At 46.6% G+C, this 24,634-nt stretch carries 21 protein-coding genes; 7 read left to right on the top strand and 14 right to left on the bottom strand.

The window, feature by feature from the left end; genetic code table 11:
* The first annotated feature begins 132 nt into the window (after window positions 1–132).
* From pncB to FCU94_RS06170, 3 genes are all read left to right on the top strand, one after another.
* Window positions 133–1,386 (top strand): nicotinate phosphoribosyltransferase, encoded by a 1,254-nt coding sequence (gene pncB, locus FCU94_RS06180; RefSeq protein ID WP_176287672.1) that lies wholly within the window; start codon window positions 133–135, stop codon window positions 1,384–1,386.
* Window positions 1,387–1,627: 241 nt separating this feature from the next.
* Window positions 1,628–3,598 carry a methyl-accepting chemotaxis protein gene (locus FCU94_RS06175; RefSeq protein WP_176287671.1) on the top strand — a complete coding sequence of 657 codons (1,971 nt, stop codon included), beginning with the start codon at window positions 1,628–1,630 and terminating at the stop codon, window positions 3,596–3,598.
* Window positions 3,599–3,624: 26 nt separating this feature from the next.
* Window positions 3,625–4,854, top strand: coding sequence for an ABC transporter substrate-binding protein (locus tag FCU94_RS06170; protein WP_176287670.1), 1,230 nt, complete (start codon window positions 3,625–3,627; stop codon window positions 4,852–4,854).
* Window positions 4,855–4,924: 70 nt separating this feature from the next.
* On the opposite strand, the gene FCU94_RS06165 is transcribed toward FCU94_RS06170, so the two are convergent.
* The 7 genes from FCU94_RS06165 to FCU94_RS06135 form a co-directional block, all read right to left on the bottom strand.
* Complete coding sequence (locus tag FCU94_RS06165) at window positions 4,925–5,374, bottom strand: GyrI-like domain-containing protein (RefSeq protein WP_176287669.1); 450 nt, start codon at window positions 5,372–5,374, stop codon at window positions 4,925–4,927.
* Complete coding sequence (locus FCU94_RS06160) at window positions 5,371–5,823, bottom strand: GFA family protein (protein WP_176287668.1); 453 nt, start codon at window positions 5,821–5,823, stop codon at window positions 5,371–5,373. Before FCU94_RS06160 ends, FCU94_RS06165 begins: the two co-directional genes overlap by 4 nt.
* A 106-nt stretch (window positions 5,824–5,929) precedes the next feature.
* Complete coding sequence (locus FCU94_RS06155) at window positions 5,930–6,262, bottom strand: zinc ribbon domain-containing protein YjdM (protein ID WP_176288341.1); 333 nt, start codon at window positions 6,260–6,262, stop codon at window positions 5,930–5,932.
* A 201-nt stretch (window positions 6,263–6,463) separates the two neighbouring features.
* Window positions 6,464–7,150 (bottom strand): DUF4336 domain-containing protein, encoded by a 687-nt coding sequence (locus FCU94_RS06150; protein WP_176287667.1) that lies wholly within the window; start codon window positions 7,148–7,150, stop codon window positions 6,464–6,466.
* A 31-nt stretch (window positions 7,151–7,181) separates the two neighbouring features.
* Window positions 7,182–7,787, bottom strand: coding sequence for an HAD family hydrolase (locus tag FCU94_RS06145; RefSeq protein WP_176287666.1), 606 nt, complete (start codon window positions 7,785–7,787; stop codon window positions 7,182–7,184).
* Between the two features lie 183 nt (window positions 7,788–7,970).
* Window positions 7,971–9,443 carry a C69 family dipeptidase gene (locus tag FCU94_RS06140; RefSeq protein WP_176287665.1) on the bottom strand — a complete coding sequence of 491 codons (1,473 nt, stop codon included), beginning with the start codon at window positions 9,441–9,443 and terminating at the stop codon, window positions 7,971–7,973.
* Between the two features lie 197 nt (window positions 9,444–9,640).
* The gene (locus tag FCU94_RS06135) at window positions 9,641–10,594 is read right to left on the bottom strand and encodes a LysR family transcriptional regulator (protein ID WP_176287664.1); all 954 of its coding nucleotides are present in this window, start codon (window positions 10,592–10,594) and stop codon (window positions 9,641–9,643) included.
* 104 nt (window positions 10,595–10,698) lie between these two features.
* On the opposite strand from FCU94_RS06135, the gene FCU94_RS06130 reads away from it, so the two are divergent.
* Both FCU94_RS06130 and FCU94_RS06125 read left to right on the top strand, forming a co-directional pair.
* Window positions 10,699–12,039 (top strand): MATE family efflux transporter, encoded by a 1,341-nt coding sequence (locus FCU94_RS06130; protein ID WP_176287663.1) that lies wholly within the window; start codon window positions 10,699–10,701, stop codon window positions 12,037–12,039.
* 36 nt (window positions 12,040–12,075) lie between these two features.
* The gene (locus tag FCU94_RS06125) at window positions 12,076–12,564 is read left to right on the top strand and encodes a hypothetical protein (protein WP_176287662.1); all 489 of its coding nucleotides are present in this window, start codon (window positions 12,076–12,078) and stop codon (window positions 12,562–12,564) included.
* Here FCU94_RS06125 and FCU94_RS06120 read toward each other — a convergent pair.
* A complete protein-coding gene (locus FCU94_RS06120; RefSeq protein WP_176287661.1) occupies window positions 12,509–13,516 on the bottom strand; it encodes a substrate-binding domain-containing protein in 1,008 nt (335 codons plus the stop codon). The two genes, FCU94_RS06125 and FCU94_RS06120, sit on opposite strands and share 56 nt — an antisense overlap.
* Before the next feature lie 249 nt (window positions 13,517–13,765).
* On the opposite strand from FCU94_RS06120, the gene FCU94_RS06115 reads away from it, so the two are divergent.
* Window positions 13,766–14,689 (top strand): aminoimidazole riboside kinase, encoded by a 924-nt coding sequence (locus FCU94_RS06115; protein ID WP_176287660.1) that lies wholly within the window; start codon window positions 13,766–13,768, stop codon window positions 14,687–14,689.
* A 52-nt stretch (window positions 14,690–14,741) separates the two neighbouring features.
* Here the strand turns inward: FCU94_RS06115 and FCU94_RS06110 are convergent, their stop codons facing one another.
* Both FCU94_RS06110 and FCU94_RS06105 read right to left on the bottom strand, forming a co-directional pair.
* Complete coding sequence (locus FCU94_RS06110) at window positions 14,742–16,364, bottom strand: glycoside hydrolase family 32 protein (RefSeq protein ID WP_176287659.1); 1,623 nt, start codon at window positions 16,362–16,364, stop codon at window positions 14,742–14,744.
* 153 nt (window positions 16,365–16,517) lie between these two features.
* Complete coding sequence (locus FCU94_RS06105; protein WP_176287658.1) at window positions 16,518–17,507, bottom strand: LacI family DNA-binding transcriptional regulator; 990 nt, start codon at window positions 17,505–17,507, stop codon at window positions 16,518–16,520.
* 222 nt (window positions 17,508–17,729) lie between these two features.
* On the opposite strand from FCU94_RS06105, the gene FCU94_RS06100 reads away from it, so the two are divergent.
* Complete coding sequence (locus FCU94_RS06100; RefSeq protein WP_176287657.1) at window positions 17,730–19,169, top strand: sucrose-specific PTS transporter subunit IIBC; 1,440 nt, start codon at window positions 17,730–17,732, stop codon at window positions 19,167–19,169.
* A gap of 160 nt (window positions 19,170–19,329) precedes the next feature.
* On the opposite strand, the gene FCU94_RS06095 is transcribed toward FCU94_RS06100, so the two are convergent.
* The 4 genes from FCU94_RS06095 to galK all read right to left on the bottom strand — a co-directional run bounded on the left by FCU94_RS06095 (window position 19,330) and on the right by galK (window position 24,319).
* Window positions 19,330–20,292, bottom strand: a complete 963-nt coding sequence (locus FCU94_RS06095) for a porin (RefSeq protein ID WP_176287656.1) — start codon at window positions 20,290–20,292, stop codon at window positions 19,330–19,332.
* Window positions 20,293–20,788: 496 nt separating this feature from the next.
* Window positions 20,789–21,580, bottom strand: coding sequence for a DNA-binding transcriptional regulator KdgR (gene kdgR / locus FCU94_RS06090; protein ID WP_176287655.1), 792 nt, complete (start codon window positions 21,578–21,580; stop codon window positions 20,789–20,791).
* A gap of 571 nt (window positions 21,581–22,151) precedes the next feature.
* The gene (locus FCU94_RS06085) at window positions 22,152–23,165 is read right to left on the bottom strand and encodes an aldose epimerase family protein (RefSeq protein ID WP_176287654.1); all 1,014 of its coding nucleotides are present in this window, start codon (window positions 23,163–23,165) and stop codon (window positions 22,152–22,154) included.
* Complete coding sequence (gene galK, locus FCU94_RS06080) at window positions 23,162–24,319, bottom strand: galactokinase (protein ID WP_176287653.1); 1,158 nt, start codon at window positions 24,317–24,319, stop codon at window positions 23,162–23,164. The genes FCU94_RS06085 and galK overlap by 4 nt, the downstream gene beginning before the upstream one ends.
* Between the last annotated feature and the right edge of the window lie 315 nt (window positions 24,320–24,634).

Below are 24,634 nucleotides of genomic sequence, written 5' to 3'. Positions count from 1 at the left end.
TTTCACAACCAAGGTGTATCCGTCAGTATATGATAATAAGAACTTTAAGTTAGTAACAATATTTGACAAACTTAAAGTGCTAAATTAAAGTTAATTTCAATTCGCAAGCCTGATAACCGATAGGATGGTTGGATGACCGCCACGCTTTTCAATGACCGTATCATTCAAAGTGCTCTTGATCTCGATGTCTACAAGATCAATATGATGCATGCTGCGCACAAGTATTACCCTGACACGACTGTGCGCTATGAGCTTATCGTTCGTTCAGATGAAGACCTGTCCGAATTGGCACAGCAGGTTGAAGCTGAAATAGGTCAACTCGCTACCTGCCAGTTTACCAACCAAGAGCTGGAATATTTGAGCCAGCAAGCGCCCTACCTTGCGCAGAGTTTTATTGATGACCTAGCCAGCTTTCGCTTTAAGCCTGCACAACAAGTCACGGTTTCAACCACCACCCTGCAAGATAAAAACCAGCTTAAAGTCTCTATCTGTGGTATTTGGCACGAAACCATCCTCTATGAAACCTTGGTAATGAGCATTATCTCGGAACTGCGTAACCGCAACCGATGGCGCGACATTCCTTACTCACACTTTCGCCATGTTCTGGAAGAGAAAGTCACCCGACTAAAAACAGAGCTTCAACAGCGTAATATCGATAACTTCCAGTTTTCAGAAATGGGCAGTCGACGCCGCTTCAGCGCGCAAGTACAGCACGATGTGCTCGATTACCTGCGCCAACAGGTTCCAGATTTACTGTCAGGCACCAGCAACTACCATCTCGCCAAGCAGTTCGACCTCACTCCCATTGGTACGGTCGCCCACGAGTGGTTTATGGCGCATCAGCAGCTTTCGCAACCCGTTGAGTCACAGCGAGTTGCCCTCGACCGCTGGCATCACGCTTTTGACGGCCGTTTAGGCATTGCCCTAACCGATACCATAGGTATCGACGCATTTCTAAATGACTTTGATTTTGCTCGGGCGCAAGCATATGCCGGCGTGCGCCATGATTCAGGCAACCCGTTTGATTGGGGTGACAAGATGATTCAACACTATTTGGCGCTCGGCATTGATCCCATGTCTAAAGTGTTGATTTTTACTGACGGTCTCGATTTTGAGCGAGCGCTTGAGATCTGCCAGTACTTTGCTGGACGGGCGAATATCAGCTTTGGTATTGGTACATTTCTGGCCAACGATATGGGTGAATGGCAGGGTAAAGATGGTCGTTATCATCCCCTCTCGATGGTGGTAAAGATGACGCAATGCAATGGCGCTCCGGTGGCAAAAATAAGCGACGAGCCCGAAAAAGCCATGTGTGAAGATCCTCTCTTCCTTGCCGATTTAAAACAGAGCTTTGGACTTGCGTCTGAATACGACAAAGCAAGCTAATAAACGCCTTCACAAATTAACAAAGGTCGTTGCTTCTCCAAACAGGTTATTTATCAACGATATTGTTTAGCACCATCGCTAAATAGGACCATTTATTTGCCTCCTATAAAATCATTTAAATTCAAACAGTCACTAAGGATCCGAACTTATTACGCCGTAAAAATAATTTCGCTTACCCTGCAATTGATCACACTTTGAACTAGCTTTAAAAATAGTTAAATCAGCAACAATGAGTTCTGAAATGAAAGTTTCTCTCAATATCGTTCAAAGAACTATTTTGGGTTATTTGGTCATGTTTATTCTGTTGGCCGCATTGGGTATGTTTAGTTACTTGAACTTAAAAACCGTCGATAAGAGCGTCAGCTTAATCACCCAACAAGCTACGCCTTTACTGGTTAACAGCGCTCAACTTAATTCGTCAATGCTGAAAAGCCAGAGGCTACTACTCGAATACTTAACGTTTGAAGATCTCTCCGTCCTTCCATCAATAAAAGAGGCGTTTACCACTCAACAAGCCATTTTTAATCAAACGTTTGACAAGATCAGACACAATGACGCCATTGATAGCAGCAAGATTGCCACCTTGGCCCAGGCGTTTTATCGCGATGCAGAACAAGTCATGAGTTTGCATCAGTCTTCCCTTCAAGCACAACAGAACCTTTATCTTGCGCAAGCCGAGTTTGTCAAGTTTGAAGATGCGTTTCAGAGAATCACTCAGCAGTTGTTGTCTAACCTGAGTAAAAGTCGCTCACAAAGCAATAAAGTTGACCGTCTCACCAGTGGCATTAAGCGAGACTTACGCACCCTGAGAGCCGCCAATCCAGACATGGATCTGGTCAAGGTCATTGCCAACTTCGAAAAGAACACCAATTTGGCAAAAGAAGGAATCCAACAAGTTAAAGTGAGTGCCGGGCTCATCAAAAGATTTGATACGGTGGTAGAGAAATTAAAAGTGGCTGGTATCTCTGAAAAAGGCATGCTGCCGTTAATGTTGTCGACTAAAAACCTCAGAGAACAAATTCGTGCGCTTATTCGTAAAAGCCAGCAAAACTCACGCACGCTTGAAAAAGTCTTTGAAGACTTAGCTCAAAGCGCCGTTGCAGAAGTCACCGAAGCCAAAGTCGCCACCGAGAAGTCGGTCTCATCTGCAGAACGTTTGATCATTGTTTTAAGCGTCGCTTCTGCAATCGTCGCCATCATCATCGGCTTTCTTACCGCCAAAGCGATTCACAAACCCCTCTCTATGATCAACCGTGTACTCCGCTTAATGCGCGAGGGAGATATGACTCATAAAGTCCGCTACGAATCACGTTGTGAGTTTGGAGAGCTTTCGCACTCGATCGACAAGCTAGTGGGAGAGATGAAAGAGGTACTGAGTCAAATCAACTCAGGGTCGAAAAGCTTAGCCACTCAAGCCAATAAAGCGTCTGAGATCAGTGATTCCACCATGAGCCGAGTGTCAGCACAAGGCCAACAAATTGACATGGTGGCAGCGGCCATCTCTGAAATGGAGACCAGCGTCACCGAGGTCCATCGCTCTACACAAAGGTCTCAAGATGAAGTGGAACATGCCAATGAGAGCACCTTAACCAGCCGCCAACAAGTCGCCAGTGGCCTCGCTCTGATTGAAGAGCTGCTCGAGTCTATTAACACCGCGACGCAAATCACCACCCAGCTTGACCAATACTCAGGCAATATCGGCAGTATTTTAGACGTCATTCGAGATATTGCAGAGCAAACCAACCTACTCGCTCTTAATGCAGCGATAGAAGCGGCCCGCGCAGGCGAGCACGGTCGGGGCTTTGCGGTAGTGGCCGATGAAGTCAGAACGCTCGCCAATAGAACTCAACAATCCACGGTTGAAATTCAAAGCATGATTGAGCGCTTGCAGTCGAGCTCTGATGAAATGGTCTCAGTGATGACCTTGAGTCAAAATAAAACCGAAAAATGTGTCGAGCAAAGTCGCTTAACCGACGAAACCCTTCAAACGGTGGTTGAACACATGACTTCCATCAAAAACAGCAGTACTCAAGTGGCTCACGCATCGGAAGAGCAAATCAAAGTCAGTCGAGAAATCGCACAAAGTATCAACGAAATATCAGAGCTTGCATCACAAACCGAGGTTGAAGCACAAGGTGCAGCATCGGTCAGTGACGCCTTAGCGCAACTCGCGCAAAACCAAAGAGCCTTGGTCAAACGGTTTAAAGTTTAAATCGAACAAGAGGAAAGGAACTTCACATGAGAGCGATAAGTACCCTAACTTTAGTGGCGTTATGCTACTTACCTACTTTAGTCACGGCCGGAAACCTCGTCATTGAAAGTTGGCGAGAAGATGCAAAGATCTGGAATGACACTATTATTCCTGCATTCAATGCCAAACATCCCAGCATAAAAGTCTCCTACAAACACACGCCGGCGACCGAATATAATCAAGCACTGAACCAACGATTGGCCGATGGCACCGCGGGAGATATTATTACCTGCCGACCTTTCGATGACTCGTTAAAACTCTATCAAGCCAACAACCTCATGGATTTAACCGACCTTGATGGTATGGAAAACTTCCCGTTGTTCGCTCAGTCAGCTTGGCAAACGGATGATGGTTCGGTCACGTTTTGTCTGCCGCTCGCTTCCGTCATCCATGGTTTTTTCTACAACAAGTCAGTGTTCAATGAACTAGGTATTGCGGCCCCGACCACTAACGCCGAATTTTATGCCGCCCTAGATAAAGTCAAAGCGAGTGGGAAGTATACCCCTATCGCTATGGGTACCAATGACAAATGGGAAGCGGCGACAATGGGCTTTCAAAATATTGGCCCCAATTATTGGCAAGGTGAAGACGGTCGATTTGCCCTGCTCTCTGGTGAGGGTAAGTTTACCGATCCAGCTTATACTCAAGTCTTCGAACAGCTTGCTATGTGGGGCGGATACATGGGAGAGAACTATCAAACCCGTACCTATAACGACGCAATTGAAATGTTTGGTAGTGGCAAAGCTGCCGTCTACCCCGCCGGTTCATGGGATATTTTAGCGTTTAGAGACAAAATTGACTTGGGCGTATTTCGACCCACGGTGGCCAACGAAGGCGATAGCTGCTTCATCAGTGATCATACCGACATCGGCATTGGTATCAACGCGAAAACCAGCAATAGTGCAGAGGCAACGACATTTATTGAATGGATGGCAAGTGAAGAATTTGCGGAGCTGTTCACCAATGCACTTCCAGGTTTCTTCTCGTTATCAAACCACTTTATTGAAGTATCCGACCCTACCGCGAAAGAGATGATCTCATGGCGGGACAGCTGTGATTCGACCATTCGAAATTCTTACCAGATTCTGAATCGAGGAACACCGAGTTTAGAGCTAGAAATTTGGGAAACCAGCGTTGGCGTGATCAATGGTTCAATGTCAGCGCAAGAAGCGAGCAACAGGTTACAAACAGGCTTAGATGCTTGGTATAAGCCTTAGGCTCCGTTTCTTTCACTAACAAGAGAAAGCCTGAGCGACCCATGTGGCGTTCAGGCCTTCACCTCTTCCCTTACAACGTAACCCCAATGTAGATCTCTACCTCTTGCGCACTTTTGTAATATTCAAAGTCGGTCTTGTAAGCGCGTTGGTACGCGTACTGAGGATCGGAGAAGTAGCCCCAAACTTGCTGCCATAGCTCGATGACAACGTTAGGCATTTCACCTTGAGCAGAAAACACCAAATAGTCTCCTGTCGCGATGTGTAGTGAAACAAGGTTTGTGTCATCGCCACTCAAGGTATCTGAGCACGCCATCACGTCGAACTCACCATTGAAGTCTGATTGGTAGTGAGTGTATACCCCATAAATTCTTGAGTCGGCGCTGAGGTGAGGTGCGGCCTCGCTGAAAAAACGTTGCCACAAATGCCCTATCTTGGCCGTCGTGTCATCTTGCTCTGCTAGGTTGGTGGTGCGTACTGAAAAACCAGCAAGATCGAATCCTTGTATCTGCTGTAATGTCATTGTGAATCCTTATTGGCGTGCATCTCAATTGGCGACTCTGATTGAAAGTGTGCGAACACTTCTGACTTTGTCATCGTTTTGGTGGTATTTGAAAAACAGTAATGGTTGGGTTTCTGATCAATGAAGTATTGCATATCCATTTTTAGTGGCAACTCACTGGCTAACAAACCGACTGGAACGTTATAGCTGTTATCAGCGGTAAGTCGACTAAACAGATGGGTACCACACTCAGTGCAAAACGCGCGTGTCGCCCAAGCAGACGAGGCGTATTCGCGAACAAATGCTTCTCCTTTCAGTTCCACATCACTGCCACAATGAGCCATCAGTAGGGGGCCGCCACTCCATGTTTGACAAGATGAGCAATGACATACGCAATACTTAGGATCTTTGATTTCTGCACAAATTGTGACGCTACCGCATAGGCACGTCACTGAATTTTTAACTGGCATAACGTTTGATACTCTCTTATTTCAATACCTTAGATAATAAAGGCCCCTACTGACAACCGATGTCAGTAGGGGCCTTTCAATGCGTTTTTCAGAGAGTTGGCCGTGACTAGGCTTTCTTTACAAACTTGGCCGTAACCATCATCTCGCCTGCACCATCGACCTTACAGTCGAGCTCGTGGTCTTTACCTTCAACGATTCGCCTCACCACTGCTTTAGTGCCAATCTTCAATACCAGGGAGCTACCTTTCACTTTTAAATCTTTAGCTAGGGTGACTTTGTCACCTTCACTGAGTTCGGTCCCATTGGCGTCTCTCGCTGTAAACCCAGTCTCGTCTGGTTCGTTCGGATTCCATTCGTGAGCGCACTCCGGGCACACAAGGTTGATTTGGTCTTGATAAACATATTCAGACTGACAGTGAGGGCAAGGTGGAAATGACATAGACAATAATAGGTTAGTAGAACGTTGCACCTATGATACCCCCTCTCCGACTGGCTTTCGAGCGCAATCACCACCGAAATTAAGCTTTACTGCTAGACGATTAGGGCTTTGGGATTCATGCCACAAAGCCCACAGATGGCAATATGGTTCTTCTAACCTCACGCTGCTTACGTTGGGTTAGGTTGGCGAGCCTCTAGAGACTTACACTAACCATTTAAACGATTTGATTAAAAACGGTTTCGCATTGTCTCTCACGATCTCACCATGAGACATCACTAACACGTGCGGATCCCACTGCAACAGACATTCGAGATGCTTGCGTGCGTCGGCTTTTCCAAACATAAAGCTCAAACGCCAATCAAGGGGCGTTTTGCCGTTCGGCGCAAGTATGCCAACGCCTTTTGCAACCAAACGTTGCCAATAATTGAACTGTTTACCGGAAAAATTTTCAACCAAATCGGTGACAACCAGAGTTTTTGATTGTTTGTGAAAGAAAACACACTCCTGCATAAGCGGCGAGCCGGAGAACAACACTTGCGCAATATCATCGCACCAAGGCCAAGCCTTGTCGCTGTTTAGTGAGGCGTTAAATTGAATATCTTGACGCTTTTTGATCACTTCGTCTGTGCCAAAGACTTCGGCATCGGGATAAATGCTAATCCAATCTGGTAAAAACAGATGGTGCAAGTGGTTTGGCGCAATCAGATATTTGACTGTACCGAGTTCTTCTAGCTGGCTTTGAATGTCAGGCGTCATCGCAATTGGGCTATGAACCCAAAGATCACCGCCACTCAATCTCACCACTGTCATTCGAGTTGAGAATGGTAATCCAAAGAACGGCACCGAGTTACCATCAAAAACCCAAATGTCTTGCGCTAATGTTTCCATTGATTCCCCCTAGTTCTAGTAAAAAAGTGAATTAAATTTTCAAACCTAGGGCTCTGAGGTCTTGCTCTGCTTGCTCAGCCGAGAAAAATTGAATGGCCTGCATGCCTACCCGCTTTGCCCCCTCAACGTTATGCGGCATGTCGTCGAGGAATACGCACTCTTGCGCGTCGAGATTGTTAGACGCTAAAAGAGACTGGTAAATCTCAGGTTGTGGCTTAAGCAAGCCCAAATCTGCCGATACTGTTGCGCCATCAAACAGTGGCCAAAAGTCATAATTTTGTTTTAAGAAATCAACCAGTTCAATCACGTTATCGGTGAGTGCGTAGAGAGCATAACCCGACGCTTTTAGCTTTTTCATGAGCTCGACTGAACCGTAAAGCTGAATCAAAGTGTGTTTAACGTAATAGAACAAACGATGGCTTTGTTCTTCGGTGAAATAAAGCTCTTGCTGATAACGCAGTTTCGCTTCCTGTTCAGTGAGCAATCCACGATTGAGGTCAAGCCAGATTTCCCCCGTAAACACTTGCTTAGCCAATGTCTCAGGTTGGTCTACCTCACCAAAAGTGAGCCGAACAATCTCCAATGGAGCCCAACGAACAATCACGTTCCCAACGTCAAAAACAACACTCTTTATCATTGCGTTCTTCCACCTTCAGCGAATAAACAGGAGTCATTAGATTAACTCACTGCCTGTTCTTATGTACGCGATAGAGTCACAAATTCAGTCTCATTAATATCTAGATTTGCGTTGATTAGTATTCCATCAACACAATGAAAAACGGAGCGACTGACTGACGCTCCGTTTGTTAATTACAATCGCCTATAAACTCATTATTTTCTTGAACTCTTCCTCAGAGTACTTTTTCTCTGTGCTCTTGGTTAAGTCCGTCATCATCTTATACCTAAGCTCAGTCGCCATAGTTAACGTACGCTTAAGCTGTCCGTAAGAGTAATCAGCCGCCATATTGAGCGCGGCCTGTTTGTCGGCTTTGTACATGCTGGTGAGCGCTTGATCGAGATGTTTCACCTGCTTATAGAGTTCGGTCTCCTCGGCGTCCCATGTCGCTTTCAAGATGGGTAAATACTTGTCTGGGTTAGCCGACGCCAAGGCGGTTAAGCTACGGAACTGCCAATAGGCAGAATCATCACTGTACGTATCGTTGCCCACCTGGAATGCTTTGGGGTATTGCTGCAATGTAGAGTATAGCGGCACTAACACCGACTCAGGCAACACACCAAAGCTTTGCCAAATCACACCTTGCAGTTCATCTGGCATTTGTGGGCGTAGCTGAATAATATGCGACTCTAGCTGGCGCTCGACCCGAATGGGTCGTTTCGCTTTACCTTCTAACGCGGTTCCATCGTAAGTTGCACTCAACACTTCCGCCACATCTTGGACGGAAATCTTCTCATCCGGCTTCATAAACAGAGGATACTGCGCCAATCGACTTTGTTGATACTTGGACGGAGTCAGCATCTTCTGCCCTAACCATTCGCGGTCAATGTTGTACTCATCACCGATCACACCAAAGGCTTTCGCGAAGTTGAACGATTTTCTATCAGCGTTATCTAGAAGTTTATGTTGCTCGACAAACTCAAACATACCGGGTGAATGCAGTACTTCTTCATCGTCAAGATTGACACCGTGAACGCGCAAACCATTGGCAATCATCGCGTAACTATCGTCCGGTACTTTTACCGCGATCCAGTGGTGACCAGAGCCAATTTCAAACAGCCAAGCCTCATTGATATCCGCAATGTAGAGACTGTTCCCCTCGCCGGCTCCATACGTTTCGATGTAATAACCGAGAAGCTCAACCGCTTGTTTGGCATTCTCAGCCTGAGGAAGAATCAAGGTTGGAATAATGGCTTCAATGACACCCTTGTCGACTAAAGGGTCCACTTTCGCCACTTGGTCATTGATCTCTGCACTGGTTGTCGCGGAAATTGCAACGTTATGCTCGTTGATACCACGCTCTTCATAGAACTTACCCTCACTGTCGACGGTTTTCGCATCCCAGTCAGGAATCGCCGAGTAGGCATAAAAGTGCTTTGGCATTGGCACAACCAACCCATTACCCAGTTTCCAATCACCCTCTTGATTGTCTCGCGCTGGTCGATACTCTAGGTATTTGTTCCAGTTGTTGATGCCGAAATCTTCGTTACGCGCAATCATTATACTGCCATCGCTCGACGCCCCCTTGCCGACGATAAGACCAGTACAAGCGAGGGCATTACCACTTAACGCGACCGCGACCGCCGTGGCTAAAAAGGACATAGACCATGTTTTCATCTTCATTCTCCGCATATGAAACAAGATAGAACCTAAGTTCACGTCAGTTGTATTTGCAGGGTTTTTGTTGTCATTTGCGAATGAGTGTACTGACCATTGAGTGATGTTTTTCTTCTTTCTGTCACATTAATGACAAATATATATGAGAATAATCATCTGAAAAATATGCAGTTTTTGCATAATTTAGCCAACACGGTTTATAGATCAACTTTGACGGTGCTCCAACTAAACCTACCACACAGCTGTTTAAGCTCAGCCACTTCAGATTTGGTTTGTGCCACCAGCCAATCTAAGATCTCGTTTGCAATCGGTGTGTAGTTTTTCTGATAACAGTAGTAATGCCAATCGCTGTGTTGTAGCGCGATCGATTCAGGGCATTTAAGAAACTGTCGTTTGAGTTCAGGTAATACCAATAGTAAATCCGTCACGGTTACGCCCTGTCCAGACAGACACGCACTCAATGCCAAATCTAAGCTAAAAAACACTGTATCACGACCTCGCTTTTTACCTTTAAGGTCAGCATTGGCTATCCATTGTTTCCAGTCTTGATGATCGAGCGTCGCATGAAGGTGAGGAAGCCTCAGCACATCCTCTATCTGAATATTGTTGTCAGATAATAACTCGGCGTAAACGGGCGCCATGTATTCGGCACGCAAAAAGGTCACGCCTCGCTTACCTAAATACCTCTCTTTTTTCCTAGTATTGATGATCAACAAGTCACAGTCTTCCGCTTCCAATATCGGATCTTCTTCGATAGAGGGAATAATCACTATCTCATGCTCTGGGTACTTTTCGTTCAGCATAGCGACATTGGGCATCAAAACACGTGTGGCATAACTCAGCGCGCTTTTGATCACGATGCGTTTTTTCGCTGGCGCTTTCCACTGTGCAATCAATGAGTCCAAATGATGGAAGTTATTACTCAGTACCTGATACAGGTCTCGGCCTCGTTCGGTCAGTTCAATCGAGCGATGTTTGCGAATCAACAAGGAAACATTCAACTCGTTTTCCAACTGTTTTATCTGCCGACTGACAGCACTTTGAGTCACATTGAGTTCGTCGGCTGCTCGAGTAAAACTCATCAAACGCGCCACCGCTTCGAACACCTTTAGCGAGTTGTGCGAATAAGGAATGTTCGAATATGGGCCCATCACTCTCTCCTATAACTTAAACTCATACGAGAGTGGCATAAATGTCATTTGAACGCCAGCAAGATAGCCTTTACCTTTGTGTGATACTGATCACGAGGCGCACCATGAAAAAAATTCTCCCTCTGGCGATACCACTGATTATTTCGCAAATGATATCTATGGCATTGGTCCTAACTGATGTTTGGATGATGTCGCGATTAAGTGTGTCGGCAATCGCAGCGGGAGGATTGGGGGCGTCTGTCTACTCTTTTGTTTTTATCATTGCGGGCAGCACGGTCGGTTGTGTCGCTAACTTGGTCGCGATTGCTTATGGCCAGCGCGTCGCTAGACCAGAGTTTGGTAATCAACAAATCCGTTTGGCGGTAAAAGGCGCTGTCCTGCTCTCTCTGGTGCTGAGTGTGGTTCTGACCATCAGTTTCGCCTTCGTGCCGCAGTTGCTTACCCTAGCCAATCAACCACCAGAGCTAGCCACGCTAGCGATGCAATATGTTGATACGCTCAAGTGGGCCATGCTCCCTTCCCTATTGCTACTGGTGTTGCGTGGCCTGACTAGCGCATTTGGTCATGTGCGATCGATTATGCTGATGTCGCTATTGACGGTCACGTTGAATGTACCGATTAGCTACCTGCTTGCGTTCAGTTTTGATTTTGGTCTCGCAGGCCTTGGGGCTGGCACCGCGCTGTCAGCGCTCATCGTTATGCTGGGTTACGGTATGTGGGTATTTAAGCGCCCAGAGTACACCGCATTTGCCCCGTGGTTAAACCGCGAGGAGTATTCATTGGCACTATTGACTCCACTGCTCGCCATGGGTCTGCCGATCGCCCTTGCTGCGCTGCTTGAGCATGGGCTGATTTATGGCGGAACCCTGATGGCCGGGACCATTAGCATCGCGGCGCTGGCCCTGCACCAAATCCTGCTGCAGTGCTTAAGTTTTACGTGGAATATTAACTTCGGCTTTTCTCAAGCGGCTGCCATTTTAGTTGGTCAGGATTTCGGTGGTGAGAACTACGATGGTATCAAACGTACCGCAATACGCAGCTTTGCCCTAACAACTGTATTGAGCATTATCCTCGCAGGCGCCTTTATGCTTTGGCCAGGCGCAATTGCGGCAATGTTTAACTTAGACGGTGAACTGACTCAACTACTGACCCTAGTTCTTTGGGTGGTGGCGCTATCCTTTATTGTTGATGCATGGCAGCTATTAGCCATTAACTTGTTGCGTGGGATGAAGATTGTGGTTGGCCCGACCATCATGACTGCGATCGGTTACTGGTTTTTCGGGCTTCCAGCGGCCTGGTTACTAATGCCACACCATCAGTTAGCGGGGATCTGGGGCGGTATTGGTATTGGCCTTGGTGTAACGGGCGTACTCCTGTTAGCTCAACTGCTTATGGCAATTAGAAAACACAGAAGCACCGATGCTCTTGCGATGGTGATGAGCTAGGCGATACACTGACCGCTCCTCAACAAGAGCAATACCATGACCGACCTAGAGTTAGAATTTGAACATATCTATCTGGAAGTTCGCGCCCAGCGTTGGCAACAGATTGAACGTTTTTTATTGAGCTACTACTGCTACAAACACGGCTATACGAATAAACAAGGTAAGCCCGACTGGCAGCTCGCGCGTCAGCACTCTCTACGCTCAACTGTGTTGGTTTCGCTTAACGACTCCGCGCTTGAACCCGTCGTTCCTCTTAAGGTGATCGTCGGTGAAATCAAGCGTTATTGGCGCGATGGTGTACTCACGCCAAGTTCGCTCAAACGTATCCTTGATAGCCTGCTTCATTTCGTCACTCTGTCTAAACAAGAGCTCGCAGCCCTCAAGCAAGCAGGTTTAAGCCATTCGATGCCAGCGCATTGGTATCAATCTCCACGTAAATCCCCTTTGGCGCGTTTTGAACAATTAGCCATCACACTTGAGGGCGTCTCAAATGAATTTTTGCCTCCAGCACATGAGAGGAAATAGATAGATCGGGGTTGGCAAGCCGTTGCGTCGCCGTTTCAAACAGGGTTTGAGCGATCAAAGCGCAATCTTGCTCGATAGAGTCGACCTTGATCGGTAGGCAATCTAAAATGTCGTAGTTGTCGAACGTAGCTAAGCGTATTGGGCTATCGAGTAAATTGTGCTCAGTTAAATATCGAAGTACCCCCTCTAGCAATGAATATGACGCGGTAAACAAAGCTTTGGGCGGCCGGCCTAACTCATCAATGACTGCCGACATCATTTGGTACCCTGATAGAGGTTGATAGTCCTTGCTCAACACAAGTTGAGGTTGGACACCTATCCCAACCGTGTTCAACGCGGCTTGATAACCTGCTAAGCGCTCTTTGCTCGGCGACAACTCAAGTTGCCCCCCGAGGTACGCACATTCATCAAGCCCCTTTACCAAGCGTTCCACCACTTGCTGGGTTGCTCGAGCCGCATCGGTTTTTACACTGGTTAACGCCGCGCCTTCTATCACGCGGTCAAACAGTATCACTGGCGTCTGTTTTGCCACCTGCTGTAGATAATGACCATCACAAGCGGCGCTGGCAACAAATAACAGGTCAACTTGTCTATCTATCAACCCTTCAATGACCTGCTGTTCCATCTGTGGGTTATCATCAGAGCAAGCAATCAACAATTGATAGCCCGCCTGGCGACAATGACATTCCAAATGTTTCGCTATGGTGGCGAAACCCATATTGGTTAAATCTGGGATCACCAGTCCGACCGTATAGGTCTGCTTCGATTTCAGCGCACGCGCGTAAATACTGGGCGAGTAGTTGTTGGCTTGGGCGATCGCTTGGACCTTTTTTACCGTCTGCTCGTTGATCCGATGTTTCTGTGCGTGACCATTGAGCACAAAGCTCACCGTGGACTTAGACACTCCGGCTAACTGAGCAATGTCGGCTAACCTCAACTTTTTACCTGTCATGGACTACCTGTAGAACGTTTGCACGGCCAAACTCTACGCCGTGATAATGCCGTTATCTTAATCGTCTCGCGTCAGAATGCTACGCCGCAACACAAAAATAACGTACTGGTCAGATGGCAAAGGCTCAAACAAAGTGACAGATCACAGAAACGCTCAAATCACAGTACATTGACGTTGCTAAACTGGATAGCTAAACCGTTTTAGCTTTATACTTACCTTGTTGAGCTAATTACAGAGATAGGTGTTGAAATGAGCAAAGTTTGGGTCACAGGAGACGCTGTTGTCGACTTAATTCCAGAGTCACAGACCACATATTTAAAATGCCCCGGAGGCGCCCCCGCTAATGTTGCCGTCGCCGTTGCCCGCTTGGGTGGACAAACCGGTTTTTTTGGTCGAGTGGGTCAAGATCCTTTAGGGAAATTTATGCGACAGACTCTCAACAAAGAGCAGGTTGATACTCAATACTTAGTCCTTGATCCCGATCAGCGCACTTCAACCGTCATCGTCGACCTCGATGACAGCGGTGAGCGTAGCTTCACTTTTATGGTCAAACCCAGTGCGGATCAGTTTCTCAACGAAGGAGATATTCCCAGCTTTGAGCCGGGACAATGGCTACATGTATGTTCGATAGCACTCGCTAACGAACCAAGTCGCACCGCCACACTCGCGGCCATGCGTCAAATTAAAACCGCTGGCGGATTTGTTAGCTTTGATCCCAACTTACGTGAAGAAGTATGGGCAAATCCTAACGAGCTCAAACCGGTTGTTCACCAAGCCATCGCGTTGGCTGACGTGGTTAAATTCTCAGATGACGAACTGACATTTTTAACCAATTGCAACTGGATTCAACAAGGCCTAGCCGCCATTGAGCATTATGGCAACACCTTAGTGCTCGTGACTCAAGGGGCGAAAGGCGCCTTGGTGGTTCACAACCACCAGCAACAGTTACTGTCAGGCAAAGCGATACAACCCGTAGATACCACAGGCGCAGGCGATGCATTTGTTGGCGGGCTGCTGGCGAAACTGTCTCAATCAGATGCTTGGGCTGATATCGCTGTGATTGAGTCGGCGGTGCAGTGGGCCAACGCTTGTGGTGCCCTTGCTACTACACAAAAAGGCGCTATGACCGCCCTGCCAACGGGTACCGATTTACAAAGTTATCTGTCTAACTAAAATTGGAGTTCGCAAAATAAATAGCCCAGCACAATGCTGGGCTATTTATTAACTAATTGGCATGAACGGAGGAGTTGATCACCCGAACTTGGCCAAGTTTCGGCGCACCTATCAAGGCGATCCCGGTCGAACTCTGCTCCACAAACACTCTCGAGGTCATCACTGCTTCTCCGCCATTAACAAACACCTCAACTGATGAAGCATCCACTAGGATACGTAGGTGAACACGATCACTAGTGACATTCAGTTCGCGCACCGTATCGCGAGCTCGGTTCAAGGTTTGCGAGCGATCCAATCGAAGCGTCTGTGAACCCGCGCTGGCCTCGATCACGAGTCGATGAGTCTCACCCGCAAATAGCTGGAGTTGCTCACCCCACTCGAGATCGACGCTCAACTCATAGCCATTATTCTTCATCCTATGCCCAGCTTCATCCAGTAGGATATCTTGGCTAGGTGCGAACAACTGCTCCATTTCTCGAACCGGTGTTTGGTAGAGCTTGCCATCTCGATAATTAAGCTCACGCATCGCGGTCAGTTGATGTAACCAACCATTCTCCACTGACGGCTGATCCACCTCATCCGGCAGCCCCATCCAAGCACACATCACTCGCCTTCCGTCTGGTGTTAGCAAGGTTTGTGGTGCATAAAAATCAAACCCATGATCAAGTGGTTGAAAATCGCTCAGGTGTACGCCTCCCTCTTCATTCCAATCCGCCTTTGCAAACCCGTTGTGATGGGGAATGGTGTGACAATGCGAGCTTGATGATATGCCTTGTGGACCTAAGATAACCAAGTTTTGCCCGTCGAGTTCAAACGCATCTGGACACTCCCACATATAACCAAACTGACCTAGCTCTTCACCAAATAACCCTACATAGTCCCAATGTTGCAAGTCCATCGATCGGTAGATGGCCAAACGCCCAATTAAATCAGAGGTTTGAGCGCCCAATAGCATCAGCCAGCTGCCATCGTGGCGAATCACTTTAGGATCGCGAATATGCGCAGTCACTCCGGGTGGCAACGCCTCAATCACAGGACCACGCTTTTCGAAATGGATACCATCAGATGAGGTCGCTAGGCACTGCATGGTTTGCCGCTCTCGCTGCGGCCCAAGTCGCACATTGCCAGTGTAAAACACCATCAGTTCATCGCCATGACTCACTGCGTGTCCTGAAAACACGCCGTGAGAATCAAAATAATCGCTTGGCGTGAGGGCAACGGGCTGCCACTGCCAGTTGACGAGATCATCACTGGTTAAATGGGCCCAATATTTGTCTTTGTGTTGGCACGCCAATGGGTACCACTGATAGAAAAGATGATACTGACCATTGTGGTAGATAAAACCATTCGGATCATTGAGTAAACCGCGTGGCGGCGAAATATGCCAATAAGGACGATAAGGACACCGAGTCGGTTGCGTCATAGCCTTAATTGTTGTCCTCTGCTGTTGCTCTATTGCTCGGCCTAACTGATAAAGTTGATCATCACCGAGGGTTTGAGGACGCATAAAGACCAACTGCCATTCATCGAGTACCTGTTGGGCGTCTGCCATGGGTTGATAATCACCCACCAGATGCCAGTCTTTGAGCGCAAAGATCACCTTACCTTGGGCCGTTAAGACTCGACGAATGTTACGTTCGCCGCCACAGATCGCGATATAATTCTCAATCGTCATTTCAACACACTCATTCATTGGGAACGTTTGCAAAATAGCTTAACAACAAACAAAGTACAAGCCTGATATAGCGATCATCGAGCAAAGTCTGTGAGTAGAGACACAAAAAAACCTGGCCAAAGCCAGGTTGATATTGCTAGAAGTCGAGATAAATTAGCATGTCTCTCGATGGATGGTTTGGAAACTCAATACCACTTTACTCATCACGGCGGGCGCACCACTGATCAACTCCAACAGCATTTTCGCTGCATTTTCTCCCGCCTTATCAAATGCATAGCTAAACGTTGATAAGCTTGGCACACTGATATAACCAAGTTCATCGTTGCCAACACCTAAGATTTTAACTTGCTGGCCAGCAAGCAACTGCGCCTCTTTCAACGCTTTGATGGCCCCGACCGCTATACGGTCTGTCGCACAAAACACGCCATCCATCTGCGGGTAATCTTTGATCAGCTGGCGCATATTGGCGTAACCAGATTCAATACTAAACTCACCATGACAATGGAACAGCAACTCACCCGTTCCCTTCATTGTGAGCGCTTGTTTGAGTCCATCCGAGCGTAGTTTATCGACCGCTAAGTCTGAGTCACTGACGCCAATAAAACCGATATGCTGACAACCCGCCTCCAACAAACGGTTCCCCGCTTCAAACCCAACACGCAGATCATCATGAACGACACTGGGAATATTGAACAACGAGCCATCTTGACCCACCACGACCACAGGACTTTTTGAGTGATGAATGGCCTTGACCAACTCAGCATCAATATGGGTGGCATAGAGTACAATCCCTTCGACACGCTTCTGGTTAAACAGCTGAATATATTCTATTTCTTTTTCGTTCACCTGCTGGGTACTGGCAAGCAATACCTGCTTACCAGCCTGCTCAAAAATGCGGCTTAGCCCATCGACACCCTGCGCTGTCGCGTTGGAAGAAACCCGAGGAACAATCACACCCACAAGGTTGGTTTTCTGCGATTTTAAGTCTTTAGCGACTTGGTTGACGACATACCCCACCTCTTCAACCGCCTGCATGACTTTCAGCTTAGTCGAAGGCTTAACGCCATACTCATCATTAATCACCCTCGAGACCGTCGACTTGGACACTCCGGCCAATTTCGCGACGTCGTGCAGACTCGCCATAATTAAAACTCATGTAAGTAATTGGGAATGTTTGCAAAACTAACAGAAATCGCGACAAAATCCACCCAGCTCAATCGGTTTAGCAAAAAATTTTAGCCGATCCAACTCACATAAATACTGGCTATTCTTTGACTGAATGAATGGAATAGAAAAAAATCAAATTGCAAACGTTCCCGAAACGGTTTTGCAGACATTATCAAACGAATAATAACGGGGTCTGGAATGAACTATCCAATAATTGCCAAACAGCTGCTGGAGCTACTGGGAGGAAAAGAAAACCTACAAGCGCTCGCCCACTGTGCCACGCGGCTTAGGCTAGCGTTGAAAGATGAAACAATTGTCGATGAAGAGGCCATTTCGAACTTAGAAGGAGTTAAAGGACAGTTTAAAGTCGCAGGCCAGTACCAAATCATATTTGGTTCGGGCATTGTCAATCAAGTTCACGCGGAAATGGCCAAACTCACCGGCATGAGTGACATGTCGACCAATGATGTCGCCAGTGCCGGTGCGCAAAAACAGAATATTGTACAACGCGCTGTCAAAGGATTATCGGATATTTTTGTCCCGATCATTCCTGCCATCGTTGCGGGTGGTCTACTCATGGGGATCTTTAACCTGCTCACCGCACAAGGCCTGTTTATCGAAGGTCAATCACTGATCGAAGCCAATCCAGGGCTTGCTGATTTAGCGAGCATGATCAACACCTTCGCTAACGCTCCTTTTGTCTACTTGCCTGTTCTGTTAGCTTTCTCTGCCAGTAAGAAATTTGGGGGTAACCCGTTCCTTGGTGCGGCTCTAGGTATGTTGATGGTGCACCCCGATCTTCTTAATGGGTGGGGATTTGGCGGTGCCAGTGTAAGCGGCACAATCCCTACTTGGAACTTGTTCGGTTTTGAAATTCAAAAAGTGGGTTATCAAGGTTCGGTGCTGCCAGTCTTGGTGTCGGCTTTTATCCTAGCAAAGATCGAAAACGGTTTACGCAGAGTAATACCGTCTGTATTAGATAACCTACTAACACCGATGCTGGCGATCTTCATTACTGGATTCCTAACCTTTACTCTGGTTGGTCCTATCACCCGCGATATCGGCTTCCTACTGGGCGACGGCCTCAACTGGCTTTACGATTCTGCTGGCTTTATTGGCGGTGCGCTGTTTGGCTTTATTTATGCACCCTTTGTGATAACTGGTATGCACCACAGCTTTATTGCTATCGAAACTCAGTTACTGGCTGACATTGCAATCACAGGGGGCACATTTATTTTCCCTATCGCAGCGATGTCGAACGTTGCTCAAGGTGCCGCAGCCCTCGCGGTCGGTTTCACCACTAAAGACACTAAGCTAAAAGGCATTGCCCTTCCATCAGGTGTGACAGCGCTACTTGGCATCACTGAACCTGCGATGTTTGGGGTCAACTTAAAACTGCGCTACCCATTTATTGCAGCAATTGTCGGAGCGGCTTCAGCCAGTGCCTTCATTACTCTGTTTAATGTCAAAGCTCAAGCGCTTGGTGCGGCAGGCCTACCCGGTGTCATTTCGATTGTGCCAGACAAACTCGCGTACTTCGTCGCAGGCATGGCAATTTCATTCATCGTCGCATTTGCGCTAACGCTGGTATTAGGTGCGCGACAGCAGGTCAAAGCAAGCAAAGCCGTCACCGCTTAACAGATAATTTTGTGAGTCACGTCCCCCACTACACGATAAGGTTGACTCCACCCCGTTGATATTTAGCAGGGGCTTTTTATAAAAAAAACCGCATCCAAAGTGGATGCGGTTGTCTTAGCAAGAAGACAGTGGATTAATGACAAGTAAAGTCAACGAGTGTTTAGAAAGTGTATTTGGCAACAAGCTTAACTGCTGTACCATCTTCCTTCACACCGTCTTTCTTAACAAAACCGTTTTGAACAACGAAGTCAGTGTTGAAGCTTGAAGTCATTTCGTATTTAACGCCAACGTAAGCAGTTTGCGCTTCGATGTCAGTACCATCGAGTTCGCCGTCAGCAACTTGGAACGAGCCGTAGAACTTAAACTCTTCGTGTTGGTAAGCCGCAGCAATTGAGTATGTCTCACCGTCGTTCGGCTTAGACAGTTCGATGTCAACACTGTCACTTGCTGTCAGTTTTTGTGCGTTTTCAAACGAAATGAAGCCAGCGCCAAATGTAAAGCCATCGACTTTAACGTCGCCCGCAATACCTACAGAAGTCGCGTCATCACCGTCAGAGCCGTATGCTACCGCAGCAGATACTGTGTCAGTTTTGTAGTTTAGAGAAGTGGCGTAGTTTGAATCTTCTGAAGAGTCACTGTCAGTTTCGTAGTTTGCAGAAAATTCGATGTCACCAAACGTGTTTTTGTAACGAACACCCTGACCATTCACACCACCTTGATTAACCGTGTAAAGGTTAGAACCTTCACCTTGCTTTGCTTTTCCAAGCGCACCAAACGAGTTACCCGTGTCACCCAGAGAAAGGTTACCAAGGCGAGAGTGATCAAATTCTAGTTTGATATCACCAAATTCCGCATTTTTATCTGTGCTGTTACCTGTGTTGATCGCAAATGAACCGATAAGTTTCACTTCTTCGTCCACAACGTGTGTTGCTTTTGCTTTTAGATGTGCGTCAGTGAAAACGTTCGCGTTCTTTTCAGCAGCGTCTGCGTCTACATGTACTGCGATTGCTTTAGCCCAGCCGCTTAACTCCACTGTATTTTGCTCGTCGCTGTAAATTTCACCTGCAACAGTAGAACCTGCTGTCAACATAGACACTGCGATAACTAAAGGTTTGATGTTCATATTGTACCTCGAAATTAATGATTAAATAATCATTACAACTAATTGTTTTTTAATAAAATGTTAACAAGAAGAATCATCCATCCCCTGAATGAAACTTGCAGCCAGTATTATGCAAACATTTAAAAAATAAAATCGAAACTTAGTTTTACTTTTAATTTATAAGATCTCGATCATATTAAAACAGTGTTTTAATGATAGTGGTTTCATATTTTATTCGTGATTTTGCGGGGAAATGGCGTGCTTCTTTCGGTAGCAGAGGTCAAAATACCACCAGCCAAATTGTGATCTGGGCTTGGTTATTTTTGAACGAGAAAAAACGCATAGGCAGTACGTAGCATACGCTCAGCAACAAGGTGCCAATGACGCAGTTAAGATTATGAAAGAGGTGTTATGGCGCTGTTAAGCGAGTTCGCGGGCTAAGATAGGGTGGGTGGAAACTTAGCGCACAAAAAAAGCCTCGCAAGAGGCTTTTTTATTAGATGACAACGGACAGACGCTAGTGGTCAGTATGAGGATACTTGGCGCAACCTAGCTTTTCAGAAATACGCGCGGCGGCAGAATGAAGCTCAGCAATGTACTCTTGCTTCTTCTCTTCTGTAAAGCGTATGGTCGGCAAAGAGACGCTCATACCAGCAACCACGTGATTAAATCGATCATAAACAGGCACCGCTAGACAACGCAGTCCAACTTCTTGCTCTTCATTGTCTTCACCGTACCCCATTTCACGTACGGTATGCAGTTCGTCAATGAAAGAATCGATAGAGGTATGTGTACGCTCTGTAGACTGCGTAAACTCAACGTCTTTTAAAATCCTACGGACATCTTCTGGCTCTCGCTCGGCCAGTAGTACCTTACCAATCGCCGTCGAATAGAGTGGATTGCGTCGACCCACTCGAGACTGCATGCTTAAGTTATATTTTGAATCGATTTTATGTACGTAGATGATACTATCACCATCCAACGCACCTAAGTGAAGCGCCTCTAGAGTAACATCAGAGATACGGCGCATTTCAGCATCGGCCAGCTCAACGAGATCGACATACTCTAGTGCTGTAGAACCGAGCTCAAACAGCTTTAACGTCAATGAATAGTTCTCACTCTCTCCATCCTGAGAGACATACCCCAACGTTTTCATTGTTTGTAAAAAACGATAAACCGTGCTTTTTGACATCATCAAACGTTGAGCCAGTTCACTTATGCCAATGTCTTTTTGAGTACTCAGCGCTTGCAGTATACCGAATGTTTTTAACACAGATGATACTGATTCAGGTTGTTTCCCATTACTCATTCTTACTACCTACCTCGTTGTCCAGCACGCTTACTCAAATCAAACGTGTCTTTTGACACACCATTGCATTCCAGTTCCCTTATTATTTTGTTATTAAGGCTATACTGACAAATTTATTTCACACAAAAATTTCATACAATTTAAAATAATGTTCTACAAAAAAAAAGAGCCAAAGCTCTTTTTTTGCATACAAGGTCTCAGATTAGATACAAAGCTAGCCATAAACCACTGAAAAACAATAATTTTGGCAACTTTCTCATAAATGAAAACTATGTTAATCAATATAGCATTCAGCCTTCTTATCGCTCGAATTGAATTAATTTACAGCGCAAATAAAGAATCACGCCAAATTATTCCTTTCTTTCTCCAAGGTTAATTTTCGCTAGACTGCAAATTCCCCCCCAAGATTAACTTCATTCGTGACGACTCTTTTACCTTGAGCCCCCTTTCGTAACCTTTAACATGGCTTAACATCGCCTAAGGTCGCCGTTGTTAAAATGATAAGATAAGTAAATAAGCTGTAACTCATTCTGGTCGTAGGAGCCCAAGGGGGTTGGCACCAAACTCTCAGCTAGCCGCGGTTGGTATCATGAGCCTTGGAACTAAACCGATAGGTAGTCTGTGAGAAGTACGGTTTGGCCGGGTGATACCAGCAATGTTTGCTAGGCACGCATCCGTCACTACTGTGCTCAACTGGGCGGTGCTGAGCTTCAAAACAGATGCCAGCCCTGTTTTGGTAAAGATGGCCTAAACGCGATACTTGCCCGCCAACAAAGTTGCCGCTATACACGTGGAGAGCGGGCTGATTGGTCATCACTTCAAGCATGCGCTGGCCATCGGAGCTGACCAACTCTGCTTGAGTGGTTGTTTTTTCGCTGTCGAGCAAAAATGAGTGATCTAAGCCAGAGGCCGATTTCAGATGTCGACAACCCCACGTATCGAGATTCAGCTCTCTGCTACGAATAAAATTTAGGCCTGAATTGACAACCCGCTGCTGCTGCTGCGCCCACCCTTTATCGTTCACTGGCCAAAACTCGTGGCTATTTATCCTAAGTTTGTGCTTTGTGACACTGTGTTGCACTGGATCTAAGTTGAAGTAACTGTGATGAGTGAAACTCAGCGGCGCCGGTTGACTGGGTAACGCTGAAATCTCAACATTCAATGCATTATCATCAGTCAACAAATAATGCACTCTGGCCTCAAGGTGACAGCGTAACTCTTTTTGATATGCCTCTCCATGCCACAAGAAGGTTGCACTATTGGTCAGCAGTTCGGATAGCTTCCAATAGCGATGGCTCAAGCGCCATTGTCCACCATGTAACATTGAATACTGCTCATTGCACGGGGCATTAATACACAGACTACCACTGCGAATTGTTCCAAACGGAATCCGACCCGCGAATGGGCCTACCGTTGAGCCCATATACACTGGGTTGTACAAATAGTCCCTGGCGCTTGGATACCCAAGCACAACCTGGTGTCGTTTACTTGCGTCGAAGGCTATTTTGAGACTGGTTAATGTGGCGCCATAGTCAAGCAGCGTCGCAACGCTGCCCTTGGCATTGCTAATTTTAACGCTGTTCATAAATAATCAGCATCGGCTCCCTGCTGCGCGCTGACGACAAAACAGTCCGCGTTCAAACCAAACTGAGCGCTGTACTTAGCTTGGATGGTGTTGATCAAGCCCGTCACTTTAGTTTTTTCAACTAACGCCACGACACAACCACCAAAACCGCCACCGGTCATTCGCGCTGCCCCTTCATCACCCAACTCGTGATTGATAGACGCGACTAACCAGTCAATTTCAGCCGTGGTTATGTCGAAATCTTGCTGCATAGAAGTATGCGATTCACGCATGAGTGCAAATGCCGTTTTAAGTTCACCATTTTTCAATGCCCGACAGAAATTCAACACTCTCGCGTTTTCAGTAATGACATGTTTGGCACGACGATATTCAAGCTCAGTCATCTGTTGAGCGAACTGCTGCAGTTTTTCAATACTGGCTTCTCTTAGTGTCCGCACCGACATGGTCTTCGCCGCACTAAAACACTGTTCTCTGCGTGTATTGTATTCGCTGTCGACAAGACCACGTTGGACATTGGAGTTAACAATCAGCAATTGATGACTGTCTGGTAAAGTGACCTGTTCCGTCGCATAGTTGACGCAATCCAAAAGCAGTGCCTTACCCTGTTGTGCGCAGGCGATAACCATTTGATCCATAATGCCGCATTGACAACCTGCGTAATGATGCTCGGCGCTTTGTCCGATCTCGGCCATTTGAGTACGTGTCAGGTTCAAATCAAATAGGTGAGAAATAGCAATAACGATCGCGAGCTCAAGGGACGCAGAAGAGCTTAAGCCAGCGCCTTGAGGCACATTGCCACTAATTACGATGTCGAAACCAGACGGGAGTTGTGTGATTTTCTGGATTCCAGCAACGACACCACGAATGTACTGGCTCCAAAGTTGTTCACCTTGTTCAATAACGGGCTCAATTGAAAATTGGTCGCATGCGCTTGCTAGATCAAGTGCGCATGCGCGAACGATTTGGCTATCATTTTTTCCGATCGCAACAACGGTTTGATAGTCAATGGCACAAGGTAAAACAAAGCCTTGATTATAGTCTGTATGTTCACCAATCAGGTTTACACGCCCCGGGGCACTGGCAATCACTGTTGCAGCGTCGCCATATAAGGATAAAAACTCAGATTTTACTTTCGTCGTTAGTTCACGCTTCATATTTACTCACCTTAAGGTAGAAACGTCTGCCCCCCTCAATCGCCACTGCGCATAGACTGGCTAGCCCTAGCCACCCTTCAAAAAAAGAAAGTTGGCCGACTGATTAGGGCGTCATGTAATGGGGGGAGACACTTAATCAAACTCACGGCACTATAGCGAGCGGCCCAACATGAAACTGACTCACATCTCAGAGTTTTTACTAACTCAGGTTTACAAATCAAATCTTTAGTTAACCAAGTTAATTTCGGCGTGTGATATCAGATTTAATTTTCAAACGCATTAAGGTGAGTGGTGTCGATATAATGGTGATGTCTT

The sequence above is a fragment of the Vibrio sp. JPW-9-11-11 genome (assembly GCF_013369335.1).
In the GTDB taxonomy this organism is placed as follows: Bacteria; Pseudomonadota; Gammaproteobacteria; order Enterobacterales; family Vibrionaceae; genus Vibrio.
This window is presented reverse-complemented; position numbering and strand designations above follow the sequence as displayed.

Coding starts and splice junctions, on each gene's coding strand:
- FCU94_RS06100 (WP_176287657.1), top strand. CDS start 17,730: ATGAACTATCCAATAATTGCCAAACAGCTGCTGGAGCTACTGGGAGGA.
- kdgR (WP_176287655.1), bottom strand. CDS start 21,580: ATGAGTAATGGGAAACAACCTGAATCAGTATCATCTGTGTTAAAAACA.
- FCU94_RS06130 (WP_176287663.1), top strand. CDS start 10,699: ATGAAAAAAATTCTCCCTCTGGCGATACCACTGATTATTTCGCAAATG.
- galK (WP_176287653.1), bottom strand. CDS start 24,319: ATGAAGCGTGAACTAACGACGAAAGTAAAATCTGAGTTTTTATCCTTA.
- FCU94_RS06145 (WP_176287666.1), bottom strand. CDS start 7,787: ATGATAAAGAGTGTTGTTTTTGACGTTGGGAACGTGATTGTTCGTTGG.
- FCU94_RS06120 (WP_176287661.1), bottom strand. CDS start 13,516: ATGACAGGTAAAAAGTTGAGGTTAGCCGACATTGCTCAGTTAGCCGGA.
- FCU94_RS06085 (WP_176287654.1), bottom strand. CDS start 23,165: ATGAACAGCGTTAAAATTAGCAATGCCAAGGGCAGCGTTGCGACGCTG.
- FCU94_RS06175 (WP_176287671.1), top strand. CDS start 1,628: ATGAAAGTTTCTCTCAATATCGTTCAAAGAACTATTTTGGGTTATTTG.
- FCU94_RS06095 (WP_176287656.1), bottom strand. CDS start 20,292: ATGAACATCAAACCTTTAGTTATCGCAGTGTCTATGTTGACAGCAGGT.
- FCU94_RS06135 (WP_176287664.1), bottom strand. CDS start 10,594: ATGGGCCCATATTCGAACATTCCTTATTCGCACAACTCGCTAAAGGTG.
- FCU94_RS06110 (WP_176287659.1), bottom strand. CDS start 16,364: ATGACGATTGAGAATTATATCGCGATCTGTGGCGGCGAACGTAACATT.
- FCU94_RS06160 (WP_176287668.1), bottom strand. CDS start 5,823: ATGCCAGTTAAAAATTCAGTGACGTGCCTATGCGGTAGCGTCACAATT.
- FCU94_RS06155 (WP_176288341.1), bottom strand. CDS start 6,262: ATGTCATTTCCACCTTGCCCTCACTGTCAGTCTGAATATGTTTATCAA.
- FCU94_RS06165 (WP_176287669.1), bottom strand. CDS start 5,374: ATGACATTACAGCAGATACAAGGATTCGATCTTGCTGGTTTTTCAGTA.
- FCU94_RS06140 (WP_176287665.1), bottom strand. CDS start 9,443: ATGAAAACATGGTCTATGTCCTTTTTAGCCACGGCGGTCGCGGTCGCG.
- FCU94_RS06125 (WP_176287662.1), top strand. CDS start 12,076: ATGACCGACCTAGAGTTAGAATTTGAACATATCTATCTGGAAGTTCGC.
- FCU94_RS06105 (WP_176287658.1), bottom strand. CDS start 17,507: ATGGCGAGTCTGCACGACGTCGCGAAATTGGCCGGAGTGTCCAAGTCG.
- FCU94_RS06150 (WP_176287667.1), bottom strand. CDS start 7,150: ATGGAAACATTAGCGCAAGACATTTGGGTTTTTGATGGTAACTCGGTG.
- pncB (WP_176287672.1), top strand. CDS start 133: ATGACCGCCACGCTTTTCAATGACCGTATCATTCAAAGTGCTCTTGAT.
- FCU94_RS06115 (WP_176287660.1), top strand. CDS start 13,766: ATGAGCAAAGTTTGGGTCACAGGAGACGCTGTTGTCGACTTAATTCCA.
- FCU94_RS06170 (WP_176287670.1), top strand. CDS start 3,625: ATGAGAGCGATAAGTACCCTAACTTTAGTGGCGTTATGCTACTTACCT.